Annotated in this window: 17 protein-coding genes; 3 read left to right on the top strand and 14 right to left on the bottom strand. The window is 40.8% G+C overall.

The window, feature by feature from the left end; translation table 11 throughout:
* Positions 1–135: 135 nt before the first annotated feature.
* From map to ACIFOT_RS06875, 9 genes are all read right to left on the bottom strand, one after another.
* Positions 136–876, bottom strand: coding sequence for a type I methionyl aminopeptidase (map, locus tag ACIFOT_RS06915; RefSeq protein ID WP_430063390.1), 741 nt, complete (start codon positions 874–876; stop codon positions 136–138).
* Between the two features lie 121 nt (positions 877–997).
* Positions 998–1678, bottom strand: a complete 681-nt coding sequence (locus ACIFOT_RS06910) for a YdeI/OmpD-associated family protein (RefSeq protein ID WP_430063388.1) — start codon at positions 1676–1678, stop codon at positions 998–1000.
* Positions 1679–1762: 84 nt separating this feature from the next.
* Positions 1763–3088, bottom strand: a complete 1326-nt coding sequence (locus ACIFOT_RS06905) for an MDR family MFS transporter (protein ID WP_430063386.1) — start codon at positions 3086–3088, stop codon at positions 1763–1765.
* Between the two features lie 140 nt (positions 3089–3228).
* Positions 3229–4908: a SpoIID/LytB domain-containing protein gene (locus ACIFOT_RS06900; RefSeq protein ID WP_430063384.1), complete on the bottom strand. Its 1680-nt coding sequence runs from the start codon at positions 4906–4908 to the stop codon at positions 3229–3231.
* Positions 4909–5013: 105 nt separating this feature from the next.
* The gene (locus ACIFOT_RS06895; protein ID WP_430063382.1) at positions 5014–5286 is read right to left on the bottom strand and encodes a Spo0E family sporulation regulatory protein-aspartic acid phosphatase; all 273 of its coding nucleotides are present in this window, start codon (positions 5284–5286) and stop codon (positions 5014–5016) included.
* 219 nt (positions 5287–5505) lie between these two features.
* Positions 5506–6747: an ATP-binding protein gene (locus ACIFOT_RS06890; protein ID WP_430063380.1), complete on the bottom strand. Its 1242-nt coding sequence runs from the start codon at positions 6745–6747 to the stop codon at positions 5506–5508.
* Between the two features lie 176 nt (positions 6748–6923).
* Complete coding sequence (locus ACIFOT_RS06885; RefSeq protein ID WP_430063378.1) at positions 6924–7790, bottom strand: proline iminopeptidase-family hydrolase; 867 nt, start codon at positions 7788–7790, stop codon at positions 6924–6926.
* Positions 7783–8442, bottom strand: coding sequence for a Type 1 glutamine amidotransferase-like domain-containing protein (locus tag ACIFOT_RS06880; RefSeq protein WP_430063376.1), 660 nt, complete (start codon positions 8440–8442; stop codon positions 7783–7785). The genes ACIFOT_RS06885 and ACIFOT_RS06880 overlap by 8 nt, the downstream gene beginning before the upstream one ends.
* 10 nt (positions 8443–8452) lie before the next feature.
* Positions 8453–9283 (bottom strand): hypothetical protein, encoded by an 831-nt coding sequence (locus ACIFOT_RS06875; RefSeq protein ID WP_430063375.1) that lies wholly within the window; start codon positions 9281–9283, stop codon positions 8453–8455.
* A gap of 181 nt (positions 9284–9464) precedes the next feature.
* Here ACIFOT_RS06875 and ACIFOT_RS06870 point away from each other — a divergent pair, with 181 nt between their 5' ends.
* Both ACIFOT_RS06870 and ACIFOT_RS06865 read left to right on the top strand, forming a co-directional pair.
* Positions 9465–10739: an MFS transporter gene (locus ACIFOT_RS06870; RefSeq protein WP_430063374.1), complete on the top strand. Its 1275-nt coding sequence runs from the start codon at positions 9465–9467 to the stop codon at positions 10737–10739.
* Between the two features lie 38 nt (positions 10740–10777).
* A complete protein-coding gene (locus ACIFOT_RS06865; RefSeq protein ID WP_430063372.1) occupies positions 10778–12025 on the top strand; it encodes an MFS transporter in 1248 nt (415 codons plus the stop codon).
* A gap of 34 nt (positions 12026–12059) precedes the next feature.
* Here ACIFOT_RS06865 and ACIFOT_RS06860 read toward each other — a convergent pair whose 3' ends face one another.
* From ACIFOT_RS06860 to nirB, 4 genes are all read right to left on the bottom strand, one after another.
* Complete coding sequence (locus ACIFOT_RS06860; protein ID WP_430063370.1) at positions 12060–13802, bottom strand: AAA family ATPase; 1743 nt, start codon at positions 13800–13802, stop codon at positions 12060–12062.
* Positions 13803–14298: 496 nt separating this feature from the next.
* Positions 14299–14592: a hypothetical protein gene (locus ACIFOT_RS06855; protein WP_223590174.1), complete on the bottom strand. Its 294-nt coding sequence runs from the start codon at positions 14590–14592 to the stop codon at positions 14299–14301.
* 133 nt (positions 14593–14725) lie between these two features.
* On the bottom strand, positions 14726–16876 hold the full coding sequence (nasC, locus tag ACIFOT_RS06850) for an assimilatory nitrate reductase catalytic subunit NasC (RefSeq protein ID WP_430063369.1): 2151 nt from the start codon (positions 16874–16876) through the stop codon (positions 14726–14728).
* A 150-nt stretch (positions 16877–17026) separates the two neighbouring features.
* Positions 17027–19405, bottom strand: a complete 2379-nt coding sequence (nirB, locus tag ACIFOT_RS06845) for a nitrite reductase large subunit NirB (RefSeq protein WP_430063367.1) — start codon at positions 19403–19405, stop codon at positions 17027–17029.
* A gap of 329 nt (positions 19406–19734) precedes the next feature.
* On the opposite strand from nirB, the gene ACIFOT_RS06840 reads away from it, so the two are divergent.
* Positions 19735–20940 carry a nitrate/nitrite transporter gene (locus ACIFOT_RS06840; RefSeq protein WP_430063583.1) on the top strand — a complete coding sequence of 402 codons (1206 nt, stop codon included), beginning with the start codon at positions 19735–19737 and terminating at the stop codon, positions 20938–20940.
* A 55-nt stretch (positions 20941–20995) separates the two neighbouring features.
* Here ACIFOT_RS06840 and aspA read toward each other — a convergent pair whose 3' ends face one another.
* A complete protein-coding gene (gene aspA / locus ACIFOT_RS06835) occupies positions 20996–22426 on the bottom strand; it encodes an aspartate ammonia-lyase (RefSeq protein ID WP_430063581.1) in 1431 nt (476 codons plus the stop codon).
* Positions 22427–22456 lie beyond the last annotated feature (30 nt).

Here is a 22456-nt window from a genome sequence, read left to right as displayed (position 1 = left end):
TATTGAGCTTTCATTGACCGTGAAAGGTCTTTTTTCGTCTTTTCGGTCAAAGAACTGTGTTTTCATTGCCTGTTAAAGTTCAAAATCGTCTTCTCGGTCAATGAACCGAGTTTTTTCCGTATTAATAAGAAACAATTATAGAGTTATGATGATTGGTCCATCTTTAGTTAAAATCAGTGTATGTTCAATCTGAGCGACAAAGCTTTTTTCAGTTGCATAAGTCCAGTCGTCGTCCTTTTGGAACACTTCTTCTTCATCCGTGGAGATAAACGGTTCGAAAGCAATGACCATCCCCTCTTTAAGTAGCTCATCATCCCATGGTTCATAATAATTGTAAACATGGTCGGGTGCTTCATGAATCCTGCGGCCAATCCCATGACCTGTTAGGTTTTTAATGACGGTTAAACCATGCTGTCTTGCTGTTTGGTGGACGGCTTTACCGATACCGCTTTTTTTAGCTCCTGGTCTTGCTTTCTTTAGTCCTGCTTCAAAAGCCAATTTTGCTACATCACAAATTTTCTGCAAAATGTCTTTCCCTTCACCGACTACAAAGGAAATGCCGGTGTCTGCGAAATAACCGTTTTTAGAACCAGATACATCGATATTGACAAGGTCACCTTCCTGAATAACCCGATGACCAGGAATACCATGGGCCACCTCATCATTGACACTTATACACGTAAATCCAGGGAAATCGTACTCTCCTTTTGGAGCAGAAATGGCACCTGCTTTTTCAAAAAGCTCACCAGCGATATCATCCAATTCTTTAGTCGTAATTCCCGGCTTGGTTTGACGAACCATTTCATCCCGAATGGATGCTACAATCTTACCTATTTCCTTTAAACTTTTAAAATCTTCTTCTGTCTTTGCGATCATCGTATACTACCTACTCTTTATTTTATTGTAATCATTTTAATATTTTACCTTTAGTTACGTGAAAAATCCAAGAAAAAACGATGATAAAAGGCCTCTGCATTTCAAAGGCCCTTTATGCATCTTAATTCTGTCTACTTTGTCTATATAATTCCATTGATTTAAAACCATCCCCCAAAACGGATTCCATTTCGAGCAGACGCTTTTCCTGCGTTTCTTTTCTTTTGGCGCTATAAACATACCGTGCCCAATCCTTCTGATAGCCAGGAGTTAGGTCATTATAGAAATTTAATAAATTCTCTTTATTGTTTAAGTACTGCTTAATGTCTTCCACATTATTAATATAATCATCCACACATTGACTTGCTTTTGAACTTGCCGCTTTTTTCGCTTTCTTTGGTTCGGATTTCAATCCTACGACGGTGAACACATTATTTAAACTCACCATTCTGGCGAACTTGATCTCACCGCCAGAAACATAGCCATCTTCATCTACACCTATACCGGGGAATATACTGTCTCGCTCTATGTATTCCTTATACGTCGGATTCCCTTTTTTCGGATAAGCAAAGAACAAATATCCTTTATCCTTCAGTAGTTTCTTTTCAATCACAAGCTTAATTTGCTTAGAAAATTCTTCTAAGCTAAAAACAAAGAAAAAGCACATGTCGTATTGATCTTTTTGAATTGATGAATCAAATTCAAGTTCACTAAAATCTTTCACATCTTCTGGTAATCCAAGAATGAGCTTTGTTGGATATTTCGTAAGATTTAATTTATCAATAACCGTTTTTTGTGAATTCATTGAAAGAGACTCCTTAAATTTCTTTTTTCTATAGTATAAATATAAAAACCCACCCTCGTCTACAACGGAAGGTGGGTTTTTATCTTAATTTCCTCGTAAAGCAGCCGTTTTGGCTGGAATGAAGAAGCTTAATAATACCGTTACCAGGCTTAAGTATAATGCATATAGGAAGACGTTTTTCATACCGATAGAAATGTTGGCAGCTTGGTTAATAAGCAGACCCATGATGGTTACCCCAATTGAGGTCCCGATGTTTCTTAAGAACATTTGCAAGGATGTTGATACCCCTTTAATATCCGCATCAGCAAATTCTTGGGAGGCAATGGTGCCAACTGCGAATAATAAGCCAAAGGAAACACCTTGGACGGTCAGGATTAGAAACATCCCTAGGTAGGATAGTTCATTAAGGAATAAAAATAATACCAAGCCTGATATAGCCGTGATAAAGCTTCCAATGATAAATAATTTTTTATAACCGAAGCGGATAATCCATTTCCCAGCTGGCGTACTTCCAAACATCCAGCCGATGGCAATACTTAAAAGAATCAGTCCGCTTTTATAAATGCTCATATGGTTTCCTTCTTGTAAATACAGAGGAATAAAGTTGGATGTTCCGAAAAAGGAAAGACAGTAGACCAACATAAAAAGGTTGGACATGAGGATTCCCTTGTTTTTAAACAACGAAACAGGAAGGAATGGGTGTTGCTCTTTCTTTTCCACAAAAACAAAGACGATCAATCCAATAAAACCAATGATCAGGTACCAAATGGCATTGCTGACATTTGTAGCTAGCAATAACAGAGAGATAGAGATCCCGAAAAGGAAAAACCCTTTAAAGTCGATGTGAGTCTTTTTAAATTCAGTTTGTTCCTGATAGGGTATTAAACAAAGCACGGTTGCAATACCTATGGGGATATTGATGAAGAAAATCCATCTCCATGATAATGCTTCAACAAAAAAAGAACCTAGGACAGGACCGACAATGGAGGAAATTGCCCAAATACTGCTAAAGACAGCTTGGATTTTCCCTCTTGTTTCGATTGTAAATAGGTCACCAACGATGATTATGGAGAGTGGAATCATCCCGCCGGCTCCCAAGCCCTGAATACCTCTGAAAATAATCAGCGTCACCATCGAGTTCGCCATGCCGCAAAGGATAGACCCGAGAGTAAATAAGCCGACCGCAAACATTAATAATTTTTTCCGGCCGTACATATCTGAAAGTTTTCCGTAAAGCGGAACGGTAACGGTGCTTGCAAGCATATATACGACAAATATCCAGGCAAATAACTCCATACCGCCCAGCTGCTTCACGATGGTCGGGCTTGCCGTTTGCATGATGTTGGCATCGAGTGCCGAAATTAGGGTTGTAATTACTAACCCCCAGAATACATATTTATTTTTGTTCATAAAACCTCCTGAAAAAAAGACCTGTTGATTTTCAACTACCTATTTTTTACAATACTTCTCCCATTTATCATTATAGCAAAATGGGAATCTATTTATCTAATGTTTTACATGAAAAAAAGGCTGAAGGAATTCAGCCTTTTTTATCGGATTAAATTCCCGCTTGTATGAAATTGATACCATTTCCCTGCAATATATTGGCGATTTTGAACCATTTCGCCGTTTTTTGATAAATAGTAGGTTTTTCCTTTATCTTTGATCCAGCCGGTTGCCATCGCACCTGTGGAAGTTAAATAGTACCATTTATTTTTGTCCTTCAGCCATCCAGTGGCCATTGCTCCTGTTGGCTTCAAGTAATACCATTTCCCACCGACAGACTTCCAGCCGGTTTGCATTTCACCATTGCCATTTAGGTAATACCACTGACTGGCATTGTTTAACCAACCAGTTGCCTTTAAACCGTTTGGATTAAAAAAGTACCATTTCCCATGATCGTTCACCCAGCCAATTCGTTTGCTGCTTTGCACCGCAATCGATGATGGGCTATACATGTTAACAAGGGAAATACCTGTATAATAAAATTTTAAAATTTCATCGTAAGTCTTCCCGGCATCAGCCATGTTTTTGGCGCCCCATTGACTCATGCCGACACCATGACCATCACCTAATCCTTTGACAGAAAACGTTTCATTATCAGATTTAAATTCAGACAATAAATAACTCCACATAACACGATTCCCAATAATGGAGCGTACTTTTGACGCACTCACATCGGCAATGGCTAGACGCTTTAGAATTAATTTTCCATAGTCATCCACGTTATCCTTTTCTACAAACTCGACCGTAATGCTCCCTTTATTTACTCTGCCGCCTGAACCAGCAGCATATAAAGATAATTCAGGGATAGCGGTGATTTTAATCTCATTATTTGCATAACCATTAGTATTTAACCACATTTTAATATTATAAGTAATCGTCTGATCTGCTTCTATCGTTGTGGACCACCATTCAGAAGACTTTGCTAAATCTAAAGAGGATAATTGAATTTGTTCTTTATGGAGAGAAAAGCTCCAAACTGTTTTGGGGTCATATGGGTCTTGCTTGATTGCTAAATAAGGAACGAGTACCGTACCCCAGGCATTAGTGTTATTCTCAGTTCGTCCTCCGTTGCTTGCAGAATATACAGCACTAATCAATCGTCCGTTATATTCGGCAACCTGTCCCCTCGTCTCATCAACAGCTTTTGACGTATTCGCCGTCCAAATGTAGCCGCCGTATACTTGATAAGCGATCGTATCATCTATTACACCGCGAGTACTGTAGCTCATCGCATACGTTCTTGCCGCTACAGCTTGTGTTTTCAGGGCTTCAACATTCCATGAAGGATACATTTCAATTGGAACAACACCTTTTAAATAGTCCTCCATGAACACTGAATTAATCGGACGAACATAGCGCATATTTTCCACCACAAAATCAAAACTGCCAAGGTAGGCGCGATTATTGATGGAAAGCTGGGAATTTGGCTGTACAGGTTTGGCTGTTAATACATCAAAGGAATTTAGGAGAACTCCATCTTTATATAATGAAATTTTTCCATTTTCCTGTTTTAATAGATAACTATTACCTGAAAATAACTTTAGATTTTGGTCATTCGTAAGATAATCGCCATTTGGTTTTAGAGTAATTTCCGTTTTGTTTCCTAAAAAATTAATCAACTTCGCTTTAACGATTGGTTCTGTCTGTTCTGCAAAACCCTTATTTTGAGGAAATAAAGAAACTATGATTGTCAAAATAATCACATTTAGCAGGACTTTTTTCAATCTATTTTTCCCTCCGAAACTATTAATAGTACCAAGTGCTAGAGTTATCATATATTAATAGTTCAGAAGTCCTCAATGGAATATTATTTCCAAATATAAATCCTATTAAAATTGGAAGTACCGAATGTATGAACTGCACCCTAGCATTAATAGCTTAAAGGTGCATTCATTTAAGAAAAGTATAAATTCATGATATTGGTGGATGGTGGGCTTAAAACGGTTAGGCCGCAATGATAATCGATTATATTCGTTTAGCATATCGTCCAGTTCCTGGCTGCAAAGGATCGTTTCTTCACTATGCAGTCCTTTTGCCATCCCTATTTTTATCATCTCGTCTCTTTTCTTACTTATTGCCTTTTCTAACTGTTCCTGTCTCATAGCAAAAATACACCTCAGAAAATATGTGATAATTTCGAATACTGTAAACAATTGCCGCAAAATGTATTATATCATGTTATTGATTTAGTAGAATCGTTTCGATAAAACAAGCTAAAAAAAGACGGGATTCCAATATTTTCGACTTTTTAGTACAATGAACTACCAAAATCGACATATATACAAAAAAAGAATCCCCGAGGAACTGAGGATTCTTTTGGGCTATGAATAGCTGAATTCCTTTTTCAGCAACGGCTGTGTGATCGTCGGCAAGACGATTTCAATCGTTGTACCTTGATTTACTTCACTCTGGATTAAAAGCTTTCCATTATGACTTTCAATAATCCGGTAACAGGTCATTAAACCAAGACCCGTCCCTTTTTCTTTGGTCGTATAAAATGGCTCCCCAAGAGTGGTAATCCGTTCTATAGGAATTCCAATCCCTTGGTCAGTAATTTTTATCGAAATATTCCCCTCTTCTCTTTCCTTCACCTTCACAAAAATATTGCCGCCATCCGGCATGGATTCAATAGCATTTTTTAAAAGGTTTAAAAATACTTGTTTTAACTGGTTTTCCTCACAAGTGATGGTCGGGATCTCCCCCTCAATATCAACGAAGATTTCCACACTGTTTAATATGGATTGGGTGTTCATTAAGGTGATGACATCGTTAATTAAAACCGTTACATCTTTTTCAATAAAAACAGCTGCGGTTGGTTTTGCCAAAAAGAGGAATTCACTAACAATCGAATTTATTCTTTCAAGCTCAGCTAAAACTATATCAAAATACTCATCCTGCTGCTGATTGGCCTTAAACAGCTGGATAAAACCCTTGATGGAAGTAAGTGGATTGCGGATTTCATGGGCAATCCCAGCGGCCATTTGCCCTAATAATGCCAGTTTCTCAGACTTTTGTAACAAGCGGTCCGTTTGCTCCTTTCGATCAGTGATGTCCTTCCCAATCGAAAGCATCGCCTCTTTACCGCCAAATATGATATTCATAGAGGAGGATTCAAAATAGAATGTTGTTCCGTCGAGCCGCTTCGCTTTGTAAACAATCGTATTGACCGGCTGTTTTGCTTTTTTAATTTGCTTATATCGCTCCAATAAACGTTCCTTATATTCAGGAACAATGAAATCCATAACGGTTTTTCCGAACAAGTCCTCTTTCTGCTTCGCACCAGCCATGCATAAAGCAGCATGATTTAGATAGATAAATTTATGATTATGGGTAATATAAACCGGTTCAGGTAAAGAATCAATCAATTTCTTGTAACTTTCCTCACTGTCACGAGCTTTTTTTCCCAAGTAGCGAGCTTTATCATATTGCCATCCGACTACCCAGGCGATAGCGGTGAAAATTAAAAAATCAACCGTGAAAAAGGGATGGTGTTCGAAGAATCTTTGATATATTGAAAAAAGGATTGAAATGGATACTAAAGAGATTTGACCCATGTTTTTCATTATTTTGCCCCTTATGTAGGAAAATTGTCATATAACACATTTCGTCATAATCCTATATTTTCCTTCTTATAAATCTAATTTTCTTTTTAATAATAGCAAAATAATATTCGAAGGGAATTATCTTTTTTAAAAAGGAAAAATCCACCAAGATGGAATGGTGGATTTTTTTTTAAATTTTAGTCGACAGATTTCAAGTACTCTCTTACCACCTGCAAAAATTTCTCCGGTTCTTCGACATATGGCATATGAGCACTGTTCTCAAACACATGGAATTTGGCATTAGTAGTAAGGGTACAATAATATTCGGTTGATTCAGGAGTCGCCTCATCAAAACGACCGCATGTGTACAAAGTGGGACAAGTGATTTCCTTTAATTGAGAAGTACAATCAAAATTTTTCAAGTTTCCTAGGACCGTGAATTCAGACGGTCCCCACATGACATTGTATACTTCTGGATTGCGATATTGGGAGCCTTGTTTCAACCACTCTGGATACGGATCCAATCTGTTTACGAAGTTTTTATTAAACACAAGGGTTGCGTCCTGATATTCCTTGGAATCGGTCTTTCCTGATTCTTCACAGCGTAAAATGATTTCTTGAATCTCTTGTGGCAGCTTTTTTAGGTTCCTTCGCTGATCTTCCTCCCATACAGGAGCGCTAAGGCAAGGGCTTGAAAAAATAACACTCTTTACACCGCTTGGCTTTGTTAAACAATAAGCTGCTGCAAGCGTCGTCCCCCATGAATGGCCAAGAATATGTATTTCATTTAAGTTAAGAGCACTTCTGACTTGACTTAATTCCTCGACAAACCGATCAAGCTGCCATAAAGTGGTGTCCTTTGGCCGTTCCGACTTGCCACAACCAAGTTGATCATAAAAAATAACCGGGCGTTCCAGAGACAAAGCTTTTAAACCTTGGAGCGAATAACACGAGGACCCTGGTCCTCCATGTAATATGATAACAGGCGTCCCAGCGCCTTCTTTATTGTACATTTCATACCAAACCTTGCCGCCTGTTACTTCAATAAATCCTTCTTCATGCATGGTGTGAACCCCCTTCAATGATTTTTCCATTACGTATTTCGTTGATTTTTCCATAAAACTCAATATGCTCACCTGTAATGACAATGCCATCACCGTCATTACAGGTATAAATTGTCTTCAATTTAGAATACCCCAAAAGCTCCGGCAACTGGGTATTTTGTGTATCCCAATGCGGCATAAACTCAAAATCTATTAAATCTAAAGCGTTTAATGGTTCCAAGTGAACAATATTTTCATCTATGAACGCTGCGATTTTTATCGTCTTTGACATCAAAATGCTTCCGGCACTTACACCTATCAATAGTTTCCCGTTAATCGCCATCTCGTTGATTTTTCCCAGCAGGTTTCTCTTTTGTAAGTTTTTTAAAAAATAGAAGGTATTCCCGCCGGATAAGTATAGGCCATCACAGCTTTCGAGCTCTCCCAGCAGGGATTCGTCATACTCCTCGTCTACATCAAAATAGAGGAACTCGTTTATATCCAAAGAACGAAAATATTCCTTTGCCGCGATAAAGTATTTCCTTTCTTTATCTGACTTGGAGGGAATATATCCAAGCTTAAATGACTTACCTGCGATAAGACTTTTGATCCGCTCTTCTAACTGAAGATTATTTTTCTTGGAAAAATCACTTAATAATACTAAATTTATCAAATTTCTATCCTCACTTACTATAATTTTTTATTTGATAAAGGATATAACTTAATACCAAGGTAAACAGTGAAAAAAGGAAAGCGATACCTGAAAAAGCAAGGACATAAGCATTATATTCCGCGAATTTAACTATCAGCCGGTAGCTGTCTATTTGGAGCAGGCCTGCAGCAAGAATAAACAAAACTAATAAAAAGAACATCATCATTAGCCCTTTTGCTGAGCCTTGGATATCCGCTTTGCTTAATGCAATATGGGAAGAAATACTGATAGCTATGGCTAAAAAAATCCAAAAAAGCGGGTTGATGAAATTTTCTAGTGTAAAAAGACTTTTACTTATCGCAAATATGGCTCCCACTATTGATTTAATAACATTTATATCCAACTTTTCAAGAGAAACATGTTGATGAAACTGCTCCTGAAAGGTTTTAAAGGATTGAGGCACGAAAAGATACATCCCCAAAATCAGCGAACCGATTCCACTAAAAATGGGTCCTATGCCAATAAAGAAATTCCCCACTTGCTGATACATGCTGTTCCGGTTGTATTGGTGCTCGACAAATCCAAGCACGCCATTCGGACTGTTCAGCTGCAAAAGTTTGACCCTCGTCACCCGGTGTCCCCACAGGAAGCATTGGATGAGGTGGCCGATTTCATGAATTGGCGTCCCAATCCATGCGGTTACCAACACCCCACGCGGGCCAAAGGCGCGTACGAGGTACGAATTTGAATAACGTTCAAGAAATCCTAAAATCAACCCCACCGCGATGATGGATCCCACCAGATAGATCAATTCTATAAAACTTAGCAGTAACACTTGTAAAAATGAAAATAGGAGTTCCATCGTGATTCTGATCCCTTTCGCTTGTTCTGTTTCTATTCATCCATGTTAGACCATTTTCATAAAAAACATGCACTTTCCAGGCTGCTGTCTGAATATAAGCATTTTATTGTACAATAGATTGATTTAATGTAATATTCTTAATATTATTTTCACATTTTAGTTTAAGATTGTGGGTGAGGGTTTGAAACGGATTCATTACAGTTGGATCATCTTAATTGTTGCTTTTTTCTCGATTATAGTCGCAGGTATCATCCGGTCATCATCTGGAGTATTTATTGTCCCATTTGAAAAAGAATTTGGATGGGATCGGTCAGTCATTTCTTTAGCTTTTGCTATCAGTCTTTTTTTATATGGTTTTTCAGGTCCTTTTATGGCGGCCCTGCTTGAAGTTTTTGGGCTAAGAAAAATGATGGCCGCGGCTATGACTACATTATTGAGCGGTCTTTTCCTTACCTTTTTCATGAAGCAGGAATGGCAGTTGCTTCTCATTTGGGGAATCATTATTGGATTGGGTTCAGGATTGTTTTTAACCGTTCTAAGTACATATGTTTCTAATCGCTGGTTTGTGAAACGACGGGGCTTAGCGCTTGGAATCCTAACTGCTAGTACAGCTACAGGCCAGTTAATTTTACTTCCGATTTTAGCGATTGTAATCAAAAATTATTCCTGGCGCTGGGCTATTGGCTTAATTCTAATTCTATGCTTCGTTATGTTCGTAATTATTCTCTTATTTATGAAAAACACGCCCAAGGAGGCGGGGATTTTTCCTTATGGCTTAGATAATGAGCTTGACGAGTCCAATATCCTTGAAAAGAAAAATCCGATTGTGATGGCTTTTCAAGCATTACAAGACGCTGTAAGAATTAAAGAATTTTGGTTGTTAGCGGGCAGCTTTTTTATTTGCGGTCTTTCAACTAGCGGCTTGATTGGAACGCATTTTATCTCTTATTGTATCAGCTTTGGAATCCCTGTAGTTACTGCCGCTTCCCTGCTCTCTTTTATGGGAATCTTTGACCTGATTGGAACAACGGTTTCGGGTTGGTTATCTGACCGTTTTGATAACCGCTGGTTGTTGTTTTGGTATTACGGTCTTAGAGGGGCTTCACTTGTATTACTTCCTATTGCATTAAATAATGGCTCTATTACTCTACTAATCATTTTTTCAATTTTTTATGGATTAGATTGGATTGCCACTGTCCCTCCAACAATCAGCATTTCAAGGCAGATTTTTGGAATTGAAAAAAGCGGCATCGTGTATGGATGGATTTTCGCGGCTCATCAGGTTGGGGCAGCAGTGGCCGCATATGGCGGCGGCATCATTTATAAAATCTTTAATTCTTACACATGGGCCTTTTTCCTGGGGGGAATCTTTTGTTTACTTGCAAGTCTTTTTGTAATGGTAATAAAAAAACAAAAATCAATTGGTTTGTACTCTAAAGAGGAAATGAAGTTATAATTATATGGAATTATGGATATCAGGAAGGAGAAGGAATCTTGCAAACAGAAACATCAAAAACAATCGGGTTAACAGAAGGGCTGCCTGCAGCAGTGCAGAAAACAACATTGTACCGGATCCTGTTTCTGATTAGTGTTGTTCACTTATTTAACGATACCATCCAAGCCATTATTCCATCTATATTACCGATTTTAAAAACCAAAATGGAGCTGTCCTACCTGCAAGCGGGAGCGATTATTTTTACCCTTAACATCACGGCATCGATATTACAGCCGCCGATTGGATTTTATTCTGACCGCCGCCGCGCTCCATACTTACTGCCGATTGGAATGGTTCTTACTTTTATTGGCGTATTAGTCTTAGCTTTATCACCCAGCTATTGGATGGTCTTACTCTCGACCGTTTTTATCGGAATAGGTTCAGCTGTATTTCATCCGGAAGCATCCCGGGTAGCCTTTATGGCCGCTGGCAAGAAGCGGGGCCTGGCACAATCAATCTTCCAAGTAGGCGGAAACTTCGGCCAGTCCCTTGCCTCCTTAATGACGATTCTCATTTTCGTACCATTTGGCCAATTTGGGGCAATCTGGTTTACCGTCATGGCAGGAGCAGCCATTGGAATCCAACTCTATATTTCTCGTTGGTATAAACAGAGATTACTAGTAAATCCACCTGTTAAAATGAAATCAAATTCTCAGAGTTCCAGCTTAAATCGAAAAAGGATCACGATTACCTTTGTTTTAATCCTTTTTCTTTTATTCGTACGGACCTGGTATCATTCAGCAATTTCGGTTTATTATCCATTTCAGTTAATGGATCATTTTCACCTTAGTTTAACGGAAGCACAGATTTATATTTTCCTATACGCGGTTGCCGTGGCCCTTGGAACATTTTTCGGAGGTCCCCTGTCAGATAAATTTGGCAGAAAAAACATTTTGTTTTTCTCGATGGTAGGAACTGCCCCCTATTCCTTTTTGCTTCCACATGCGGGTCCTTTTTGGGCGTTTGTGATTTTGATTTTTAATGGATTTATTTTAATGACTGGCTGGTCTGTGACCGTTGTTTATGCTCAGGAACTTGTACCAAATATGATCGGAACCGTTTCAGGTCTTACGACGGGACTATCGTTCGGCCTCGGAGCCCTCGGTGCCGTTGCACTCGGGTCGTTAATCGACAAATACTCCCTCACAACGGTTTTGAATCTGGTAAGCTTCTTACCACTCATAGGATTACTCGGTTACTTCCTTCCAAGTGACCGTAAAGTAAAAGAATGGTCTTCTGAATCATAAAAAAATGGATGGTTTTACACCATCCATTTTTTATTTAATCGGAATCCTTGGATTCTACATCATTCTCAATCAGGTTGGCGGCTGGGGCATTTAAAGCAGGTATATCAAAATTCACTAATGGTTTTACCTTTGGCGGTTCTGGCCTAGTTTGGCCATACAAGCTCACGTAAATCTCCTCAATCTCTTCACCTGTCAAATCGCCACGCTTCAATAACTCTGAAGCAATTGAGTGGACAAAGTCAGCATGGTCATTGACAAGTTTTTTCACTTGTTGCATCTGGTCTTTTAACAACAAATTGATTTTTGGACGCAGTGCTCGAAGACCATCGATTCGGGTTCCTACCGCAAGCCAGCTGAATAATTCATCGCCCATGCCGACCATACCAAGATAAGCACCTGCTATCATAGTGGCTTGCTGGAGATCGGAGGTAACTCCGTTTAATTTCTTACCGAGGAATTCCTCCTCCACTGCTCTGGCAGCCAAACAAACTTGAATTTCAGCGAGCATTTCGCTGTCACTTCGGTTATAGCGCTCTTCGGTCGGTTTAGTAGCCGCAAGGCCAAGTGCACCGCCTCGCCGGATAATCGTGACCTTCCATACTCTTTCGTGAGGCTTCAACAGATATTGTGCCACCGCATGACCGGCCTCATGATAGGCGACGTTACGCTTCTCATCCTCCATCATGGAGCTTAATGGCTGTTTAAGCCCCCACTCATAGGTTTCCATCGCAGCACGGAAGTCCTCGTAACTGGCTAGCTGGGCACCACGCTGGTGGGCGATTACGACAGACTCATTGACAATATGCTTGATTTGCGCTGGACTATAGCCGATAGTGTCAAGTGCGGCCTTCTCAGAAGTAAGCGATGAATCAATTTTTACTTTTTTAAGATAGTATTGGAAAACATCCACCCGGCCATCATAATCAGGGGAGTCGACCCAAAGCTTGCGGTCAAAGCGGCCCGGCCGGAGCAATGCCTGGTCGAGGACATCAGGAAGGTTGGTTGCGCCAATCGTTAGAACGGCTGGGCGCTCTGCTACTTTTTTCCGTAACCCTAGTGAGCGAAGAAACTTAGCGATTTTGGAGTTATCGATGTTCGGAGGGTCCATTTGTAAAAGGAGTTCATTAAGCAGCCCGGCACCCCCCATTCCGGCCATGCCCATCATTCCTGCACCTGCTCCTCCACCACCCTGACGGCTCATCCCGATGGCGTCGATTTCATCGATAAAAATAATACAGGCACCATATACATCTGCAAGCTTTCGGGCTTTCTTGTAGAGACCCATGACTTTCAGGTTACCTACGCCAAAGAACATATTTTGAAAGCTTGGAGCTGAAGCATAGGCAAAGGGTACCTGTGCTTCGTTGGCGATTACTTGTGCCAAATAGGACTTCCCTGTGCCTGGCGGACCGCATAGCAGCAAGCCCCTGATGGCTTCGCCGCCCATTTCTTTAAACTCTTTTACACCCCTAAGCAGGGTAACAATCCGTCTGGCATTTTCAACAATTTCAGGATTGCCCCGATAATCGTCCCAGGTCGTACCAGTCTCACCAGGCAAGATCCAGTACGTTCGACCTCGGGCCAGAAACCAGAATAGTGCCACAAACTGTATGATCATAAATAACATTGCGAATAGCAATTGAAATAAAAAGCTGATGATTGTCAAGGCGACCGACCAATAAGAAGGTCCTCCTTTTATTAATATCACGCCAATAAATACAATAAAGGCGAGCCAGAGCAGGAATTTGCGCCACTTTATCCATCGATGACTCTTCATGGTCCCACTTCCATTTCGGAAAATTTGGAATATTATATGAAGAAATAGCCTAAAGGTGTAAACACTAATATCTTAAAATCGAGATTTTTTTTAGAATTTTATTGGGAATGCTGTTGGACTGTGAATATCCACTCTTATTTACCGTTGTGGCACCATTTCAAAGCGGACGGGCATTAGGAACCTCTCTTAATGACCGTCCCGGCACTTTTTGAAAGTTGATGGGAATTAGGAACCTCTCCTAATGACCGTCTCGATACATTTTGAAGGCTGAAGGGAATTAGGAGCCTCTCCTAATGACCGTCTCGATACATTTTGAAGGCTGAAGGGAATTAGGAGCCTCTCCTAATGACCGTCTCGATACATTTTGAAGACTGAAGGGAATTAGGAGCCTCTCCTAATGACCATCTTGATACATTTTGAAGGCTGATGGGAATTAGTATCCTCACTCAATGAGCCAAAGCAAAAGACCCTCCCTAGAAGGGAAGGCCTCTAATATTTATTTAACAAGTTTATTTTTGATGTCCATCAAGTACTTGATTACGACAGCAAGACCGCCAATGAAGTAGAAGGTCGTCATAATCCATCCAGTTGGATCGATTGAATTCATGGAAATAAGAAGGTTTAATGGAAGAACGAAATAAACGATATCTTTTAAATAATCTAGAACAAAACTTGTATCAAACGAGCCTTTCCAGAACATTTGGATAAACTGAATTAGGAAATTAAGAATCATTAGTCCGAAAACTGCCTGCATAGTATATAGCATCCAGGCTGATAGTCCAAAGTCCATTTATCATCACCACCTTTGCTATATACTATGCTTGGAATAATAACGGGTGAAGAAAATGGACGAGGATATTAACAAAATATTCATAATAATCTGTAACAATAAAACATGGTCAAATACACACAACATGGAATTATTATTGTAATAATTGATCCATTAACGGACGTACTCTCACTGCTGTCACCTTAAATCCAGGCATCCTGCAGTCAGGATCTAATTTCTTTGAAACTAGAAGATTCACATTTTGTGAGTCACCCCAATGAAATGGGACGAAAACGGTATCCATGCGAATCGTCTCTGACCATTTGCTTCTAACGACTATGCCGCCTCGTTTGGATTCAATTTTTACCAACGCATGATCAGGGATTTGATATTTTAAGGCAGTTGTCGGATGGATTTCCAGGTACGATTCCACATTTCTTGCCGCTAATGCAGCACTTTTCCTTGTTTGCACACCTGTTAAATAATGGGACATAACTCTTCCGGTCGTTAATAACAAGGGAAATTCTTCACTTGTCTGTTCTTTCGCCACAACTGATTTGTTTGGAGCGATGACCATGACAGCTTTTCCATTAGGATGCGAAAAGGAAGCTTCAAACAGCCTTTTCGTCCCACTATGTCCCATATCAGGACAAGGCCATAATATACCGCCTTCTTTACGCAGACGCTCATAGGTAATCCCGTAATAATCAGCCTTTCCTCCACGGCTGGCCACTCGTAATTCTTGAAAAATTTCTTCGGCCGAAGTATACGAAAAGGCCTTTTCTTTACCAAGAACACGTGCCATTTCACAAATAATTTGCCAGTCGTGCTTGACCTCTCCTTGACATGGAAAGCTCGCTTCGCGAAGTGTGACCCTGCCTTCCACATTTGTCATCGTTCCCTCATCCTCCAAATAAGAAGAAGCGGGCAAAATCAAATCGGCTAATTTTGCCGTCTCCGACAAAAAAAGATCCGCTGCAACAAAGAATTTTAATTTTTTTAATGCATTTATCACAAATTGTGCATTCGGATGGGAAACAACCGGATTCGAGCACATAATAAACAGGCCGGTAATTTCAACTTCATGGATTTTCTCAATCATTTCGTATGCAGAAACCCCTTTTCCCGGCAATTCGGCCTCATCGATCCCCCAAACACTTGCAATATATGCTCGATGTTCCTCGTTTTCAATGGCTCGGTATCCCGGAAGCTGATCGGCTTTTTGGCCATGTTCACGGGCTCCTTGTCCATTGCCCTGTCCTGTTATTGCTCCATAACCGCAATGAGGTTTGCCAATTTTTCCAGTCGAAAGCAGAATATTCAATAAATTACGAACAGCAATTGATCCATCGGTTTGCTGCTCCACCCCTCTTGCGGTAAAAATCATCCCTGTTTCTTCTTTTCCAAACTTTATTGCCGCTTTACGAATTTGGGCGATTGGAACACCGGTTATGTCTTCAATTTCCTCCAGTGTTAACGATGAAACATACTCCTTTACTTCTTCAAACCCATTTACCCTTTCTTGGATAAAGGATTTATTAATATAGTTTTCTTCTATAATTATTTTTAACAGCCCATTTGTGAGTGCTACATCTGTTCCCGGTTTAAGCTGCAAATGCAAGTCTGCCAGTTTCGTCGTCGCGGTTTCACGCGGGTCTATCGCAATGATATAAGCGCCGTTTTCCTTCGCTTTTTCTACGTATGGAATCATGGTGGGCTGACATTCGGCGATATTCGTTCCCGCTAAGATGATGCAGCGTGTGTAAGGAATTTCAGAAAGGCTGTTGGTGAATCCTCTGTCCATTCCGAATGTTTGGCTCGCAGCAGAGGCTGCGGCAGACATACATAAGCGGCCATTGTAATCAATGTATTTGGTTTTTAAAGCACTTCGTGCAAACTTTCCTAGTAAATAAGCTTCTTCGTTGGTGAGTGAGGCGCTGCCATAAACCGCCAAAGCGTTCAGGCCATCTTCCGCTTGGATGCTGGTAAAATTCTCTTTGATTTTGTCCAGGGCTTCCTCCCAGGTAATGCGGACAAATTCTCCATTCACTTTTAATAATGGGTATTTTAAACGCTCGCGATGGAAGGAATGTTGATGCGCATGGATGCCTTTGATGCATAAACGCCCTTCAGAAGTGGGATTATCTTTTCCGATAGTCTTATATGTTTTTCGTGTAACAATCGATTGTTCAATCAACTGCATTTTGCATTGCATACTGCAAAAAGGGCATTGGGTATCATAAGTTTTTTCAGATTCAACTTTTTGCTGCTTTGTCCGGAAGTATTTTAAGAACATTTCAGTCAAATTACCGCCTCCGTTTCAGATAAATTTTTACATAATCATAGAATTCTACAATTATTAGGACTCATTCTACAAAAATGGATTGGTATCCTACAATTCTTAAAGTGTTTTCTACAAAAACGTAATCGAATTCTACAATAATAAGGACACTTTCTACAATCCCTTAAAAGTAGACAATCCAGTTTTCTCATAAAACCGCTTCCGCAACGACAATTCCTCTTCCAAGCGATCTAATAATTGCCGGCGAAGCTCGAAATCAAATAATATTTCTCTTATATGAACTAAGCTGAGTCGCTCGATCCATTCCCATGTCCGCTCCAGATAATTGGCTGTCTCCCGGTAATATTGGACAAATCCTGTAACCATTTCAAAGGCTTCTTTATCTGTGGCAGCAATACACAGCAGTTCACCTCCACGTACTTTCCGGCCGCTGCTCCCTCCAACATAAATTTCCCAGCCTCGTTCCATTCCGATGACTCCGATATCTTTAGTCGTGGAGCCTGCAGCATCATGCAAACAGGAATAAACGCCCATCTTCACACGATAGGGAGTGGTTAGAAATTCCAATCTCTTTTCGAGACTCGCTGAAAGATGGAAAGAAGATGGTTTATCGCAACGGCAAATATGTTCCCCAATACAGGTTTTAATCGTTTGCACCTTATTTCCATAGGTTGAACTCAACGGCATGTTCAAATCGGCCCAAACACCAGCGAGGTCCCCTTCTTTTATTCCCATCAAATGAAGCCTTTGTTCACTTGAAATTGCAATATCTTCGATCTCATATTTGTCAGCTACATCCGCAATTTTTCGCAATTGCTCAGACTTGGTCATTCCGCCATACATTTGCGGTACGACGAAATACGTGCCGTCCTGTTGCAAGGTCGCATTCATCCTACCATTTAGAAAAAGGGTTTCCTGGATATTCTCATATTCTGGATTAATCATCGCTAAATAATAAGACAAGGCAGGCCGGCATTTCGTACAGCCTTGTTTGTTATTCCAATGAAGGACATCCATCACCTCAGATAAAGAAGTTAAACCCAACAGCTGTACCTGTTGAACCACTTCATCCTCTGATAACGATGTACAGGAACAAAAGGACGTCTTCTCTATCACCTTGGAAAAATCATAACTATTAATATAGGATAATAGCTCTTTTATCATAGGCTTGCAGCTACCACACGAACCTGACGCCTTTGTGCATGTTTTCACTTGTTCAACAGAGGAAAGACCTTCTTTTTGTACGACCTCGATGATCGCTCCTTTTGTTACACCATTGCAATTGCAAATCAAATCACTGTTGGCCATTGATGTAACTGAATGGCTTTCACCATTGGAAGTTGGAAAAAGGGCAACTTTTTCAACATCCTGTAAATCTTGTTGTTTTAAAATCATTTCTAGTAATTTTCCGCGCTCGCTTGTATCCCCGAACATGACAGCACCAATGATTTTATCACTTTTGAAAACCATCTTTTTATAAACTCCAGCTATCTCATCATAAATTTTAATTGCCTTTGAAGCTGGGGTTTCCTCAAACCGGCCTGCTGAAAATACCTCTACTCCCGAAATTTTCAATTGCGTAGAAAGAACCGATCCTTCATATCCCTTACTAGCAATGCCGCAAATCCGCTTGGCTAACACCCTCCCTTGTTCATATAAAGGCTTCACCAATCCGTAAATTATTCCGCGATGCTCCACACATTCCCCGACAGCGTAGATGTTCGGAATACTCGATTCTAAAAAATCATTAACAAGAATCCCGCGTTTGGTCTCAATCCCGCTATCCTTCGCCAACTGGACATTCGGCCTGACCCCCGCTGCCATGACAATCAAATCGGCTTCTATTTCTGTTCCGTCTTTGAACCGCAATCCTTCAACCCGCCCATCCCCGAGAATCTCCGCTGTCTCTTTTTCCAAAAGAAACATCATCCCTTGCCGTTCCAACTCTGTTTGCAGCATTTTCGCCGCTGTTTGATCCAATTGCCTTTCCATTAAACAACTAAAAAGATGGACCACCTTTACGTCCATACCCAGATTCAACAGCCCCCTTGCTGCTTCTAATCCTAATAGTCCGCCGCCAATTACGACTGCTTTCTTATACCTCTTCGCTGTTTCGATCACGATTTGGCAATCTTCAATTGTCCTAAAAGAAATGACCCCTTCCTTATCAACGCCTGGAATAGGCAGCATAAACGGAGTGGAACCAGTAGCTAAAATAAGCTGGTCATACGGTACCACTCGCTGTTTATCTGTTAAGAGAATCTGTTTGTCGGTATCAATTTTTAGAACCATTTCCCCTAAAAACAGCTTGATATGGTGTCGGTTATACCATTCCCGGCTATTTAAGGTAATGTCGGCTAACGATGTGCTCCCTTGCAAAACAGTCGACAATAAAATCCGATTATAGTTTGGGTGCGGTTCACTGCCAATTACCGTTATATCAAACCGATCGGGATTCAACTTTAAGATTTCCTCCAGACAGCGGATGCCGGCCATTCCATTCCCAATCAAGATTAATTTTTGTTTTACCATTTATAAACCTCCAGACAATCCAATTGTAAGCTGACGCTATGAACTTTCTCCATTATTCCATAAAACGAATGTGCAGAAATTAATTGTGTGATATTTTCTAACAAGAAATTTTCAGAAAAAATTTCTTGTTAGGATACCTTACATGTTTTCTGACAAGAGCAGCGGTGTCCGTCTATGCTAAAAAAAGCAAATGATTGGGAGGTAAGGGAATGAAAAAAACAATTGGTGTTATTTCATTTTTATTTTTGGTGGGAAAAGTGATCTTTTCAAAAAAACAGAATATCGGCTGGTAAGTGAAGCTTTATTAAGTTAGAAAGGGGTAATGAATGATGAAATTTACGGATTTAAAGAAGAGCGGTCATGCACCTTCATTGTTGGCATCATTTTTATACTTTGATGTTAGTTTTATGATTTGGGTCATATTAGGGGCACTAGGAGTCTTTATCACAAAAGATTTTGGTTTATCTCCCTCTCAGAAAGGTCTGATTGTAGCGGTTCCTATCCTCAGCGGCTCCTTTTTCCGTCTTGTCCTTGGCGTCTTAACAGATCGGATTGGACCTCGTAAAACGGCGATTAGCGGAATGCTCGTCACAATTATTCCTCTTGTGTGGGGATGGTTATTTGGACGAACATTACCAGAGCTTTATTCAATCGGAATCCTCCTTGGTGTTGCGGGTGCAAGCTTTGCGGCAGCGATTCCGATGGCGAGCCGTTGGTATCCACCCCAATTACAAGGCTTGGCAATGGGAATAGCAGGTGCGGGTAATAGTGGAACATTATTTGCGACGCTATTCGGTCCGCGAATCGCTGAAAATATTGGCTGGCATAACGTGATGGGATTGGCTATGCTGCCTCTTTTAATCGTTTTTATCCTATATTTCATAATGGCTAAGGATGCTCCTTCCCAGCCGACAGCAAAACCGATTTTTGAATACTTCAAGGTGCTGAAACAACGGGATACCTGGTATTTTTGCTTGCTTTATAGTGTCACCTTTGGTGGATTTGTGGGATTATCCAGTTTTTTAAGTATCTTTTTTGTGGATCAGTACGAGTTATCAATGGTGACCGCAGGAGATTTCGTGACACTGTGTGTGGCTGCAGGCAGCTTTTTCCGGCCAGTTGGCGGATACATAGCCGATCGGATTGGCGGCGGACGTTTACTGACATTCTTATTAATCGGTGTAGCACTATCGATGTTCGGTGTAAGCCAGCTTCCTTCTATTTACCTTGTAACTACCATGTTGTTTATCGGCATGCTTTGCCTTGGGATGGGAAATGGAGCGGTGTTTCAATTGGTGCCGCAGCGGTTTAGGGAAGAGATTGGCATGGTTACCGGTATTGTCGGGGCAGCCGGAGGGATTGGCGGATTTTTTGTACCGAATATTCTTGGTTCCCTTAAACAAATTTCCGGCACCTATTCAACCGGTTTTATCGTGATTGCCGGGATCGGAGTAGCTGCCCTTTTAGTGCTCACACTTGCCCAGCTATCATGGCGCAAGGCATTGTCTCCTAATGAGGCATCTGTCAAAATGTGATCGTCAAAAAAGGTGCCTGACACTCTCCAAAAATAGTGTGTCAGGCACCTTTTCTTTAGTCTCTATCCAGCAAGGACGCCCCAGCAATTCCTGGATGGGTCATTTCATAGGGATCTAGAATTAAATCAAGCTCCTCTTCGGTCAACACTTGATATTTTAAACATAAATCACGAATCGATGTTCCATTTAGAATCGCCTCTCTGGCTATTCTTGCTGCCGCTTCGTATCCTAGATGCGGATTCACGGCGGTAATCACCCCGGCGCTCTTTTCAACATACTCCTTTAAGCGCTCTTCATTTGCTTTAATTCCTTTTAAACAATGTTCCGTAAAGGCGCGGAAGGCATTATTCATGATGCTGATAGACTGCAGCAGGTTGAAAACCAAAACCGGCTCCATGACATTCAATTCAAGCTGACCAGCTTCTGAGGCAAGGCAAATCGTATGATCATTTCCGATAACCTGGAATGCTACTTGGTTAATCACTTCCGGCATAACTGGATTCACTTTTCCTGGCATGATGGAAGATCCCGGCTGGCGGGCAGGTAAACTAATTTCCGCCAATCCCGCCCGAGGGCCCGATGCCATAAGGCGCAGGTCGTTAGCGATTTTAGACATATTCATCATACATACTTTTAAAGCTGCAGAAACTTCTGTGTAGGCATCGGTATTCTGTGTCGCATCCACAAGATGCTCCGCTCCAACTAGCGGCAGCCCGCTGATTTCGGCAAGATATTTTACCACATGTTCTATATAACGGGGATCGGCATTTAATCCAGTGCCAACAGCGGTTGCCCCCATATTCAATTCATATAAATGCTGACGAGACTGCTTAATTCGTTTGATGTCACGCTCAATGACTCGGGCATAGGCTTCAAATTCTTGTCCGAGACGGATTGGCACAGCATCTTGAAGATGTGTCCGTCCCATTTTGATAACATGATTGAATTCTTGAGCCTTTTGTTGAAAAGCACTATGCATCACGTTCATGGTTTCCAGCAATTTTTCAAGAAGGTTTAACACGGCGATATGAATGGCAGTCGGAAACGCATCGTTTGTCGATTGTGACATGTTCACATGGGTGTTCGGGCTGCAATGATAGTAGTCCCCTTTTTCTTTGCCCATTAATTCGATGGCACGGTTTGCAATGACCTCATTTACATTCATATTAATCGATGTCCCTGCACCGCCTTGAATCGGGTCGACAATGATTTGGTCATGCAGCTTGCCATTCATTAATTCTTCAGCCGCCATAACGATTTTCTCGCCAATGCCGGAATAAAGCTGTTTAACGTCCATATTTGCCAGTGCAGCCGCTTTTTTCACCATCGCCATCGCGATAATTAATTCTCCATGAATCCGGTAGCCCGTTATCGGGAAATTTTCAACGGCCCTAAGAGTTTGAACACCGTAATAGGCATTGGCCGGCACTTCCTTTGTTCCTAAAAAATCCTTCTCCATTCGTACATTTTCATTGGTCATATTCATGGTGGTCATAGTATCTCTCCTCAATTTTAA

This window comes from Neobacillus sp. NRS-1170, assembly GCF_050468025.1.
The sequence above is the reverse complement of the archived record's forward strand: the minus strand, read 5'-3'. Positions and strand labels throughout refer to the sequence as shown.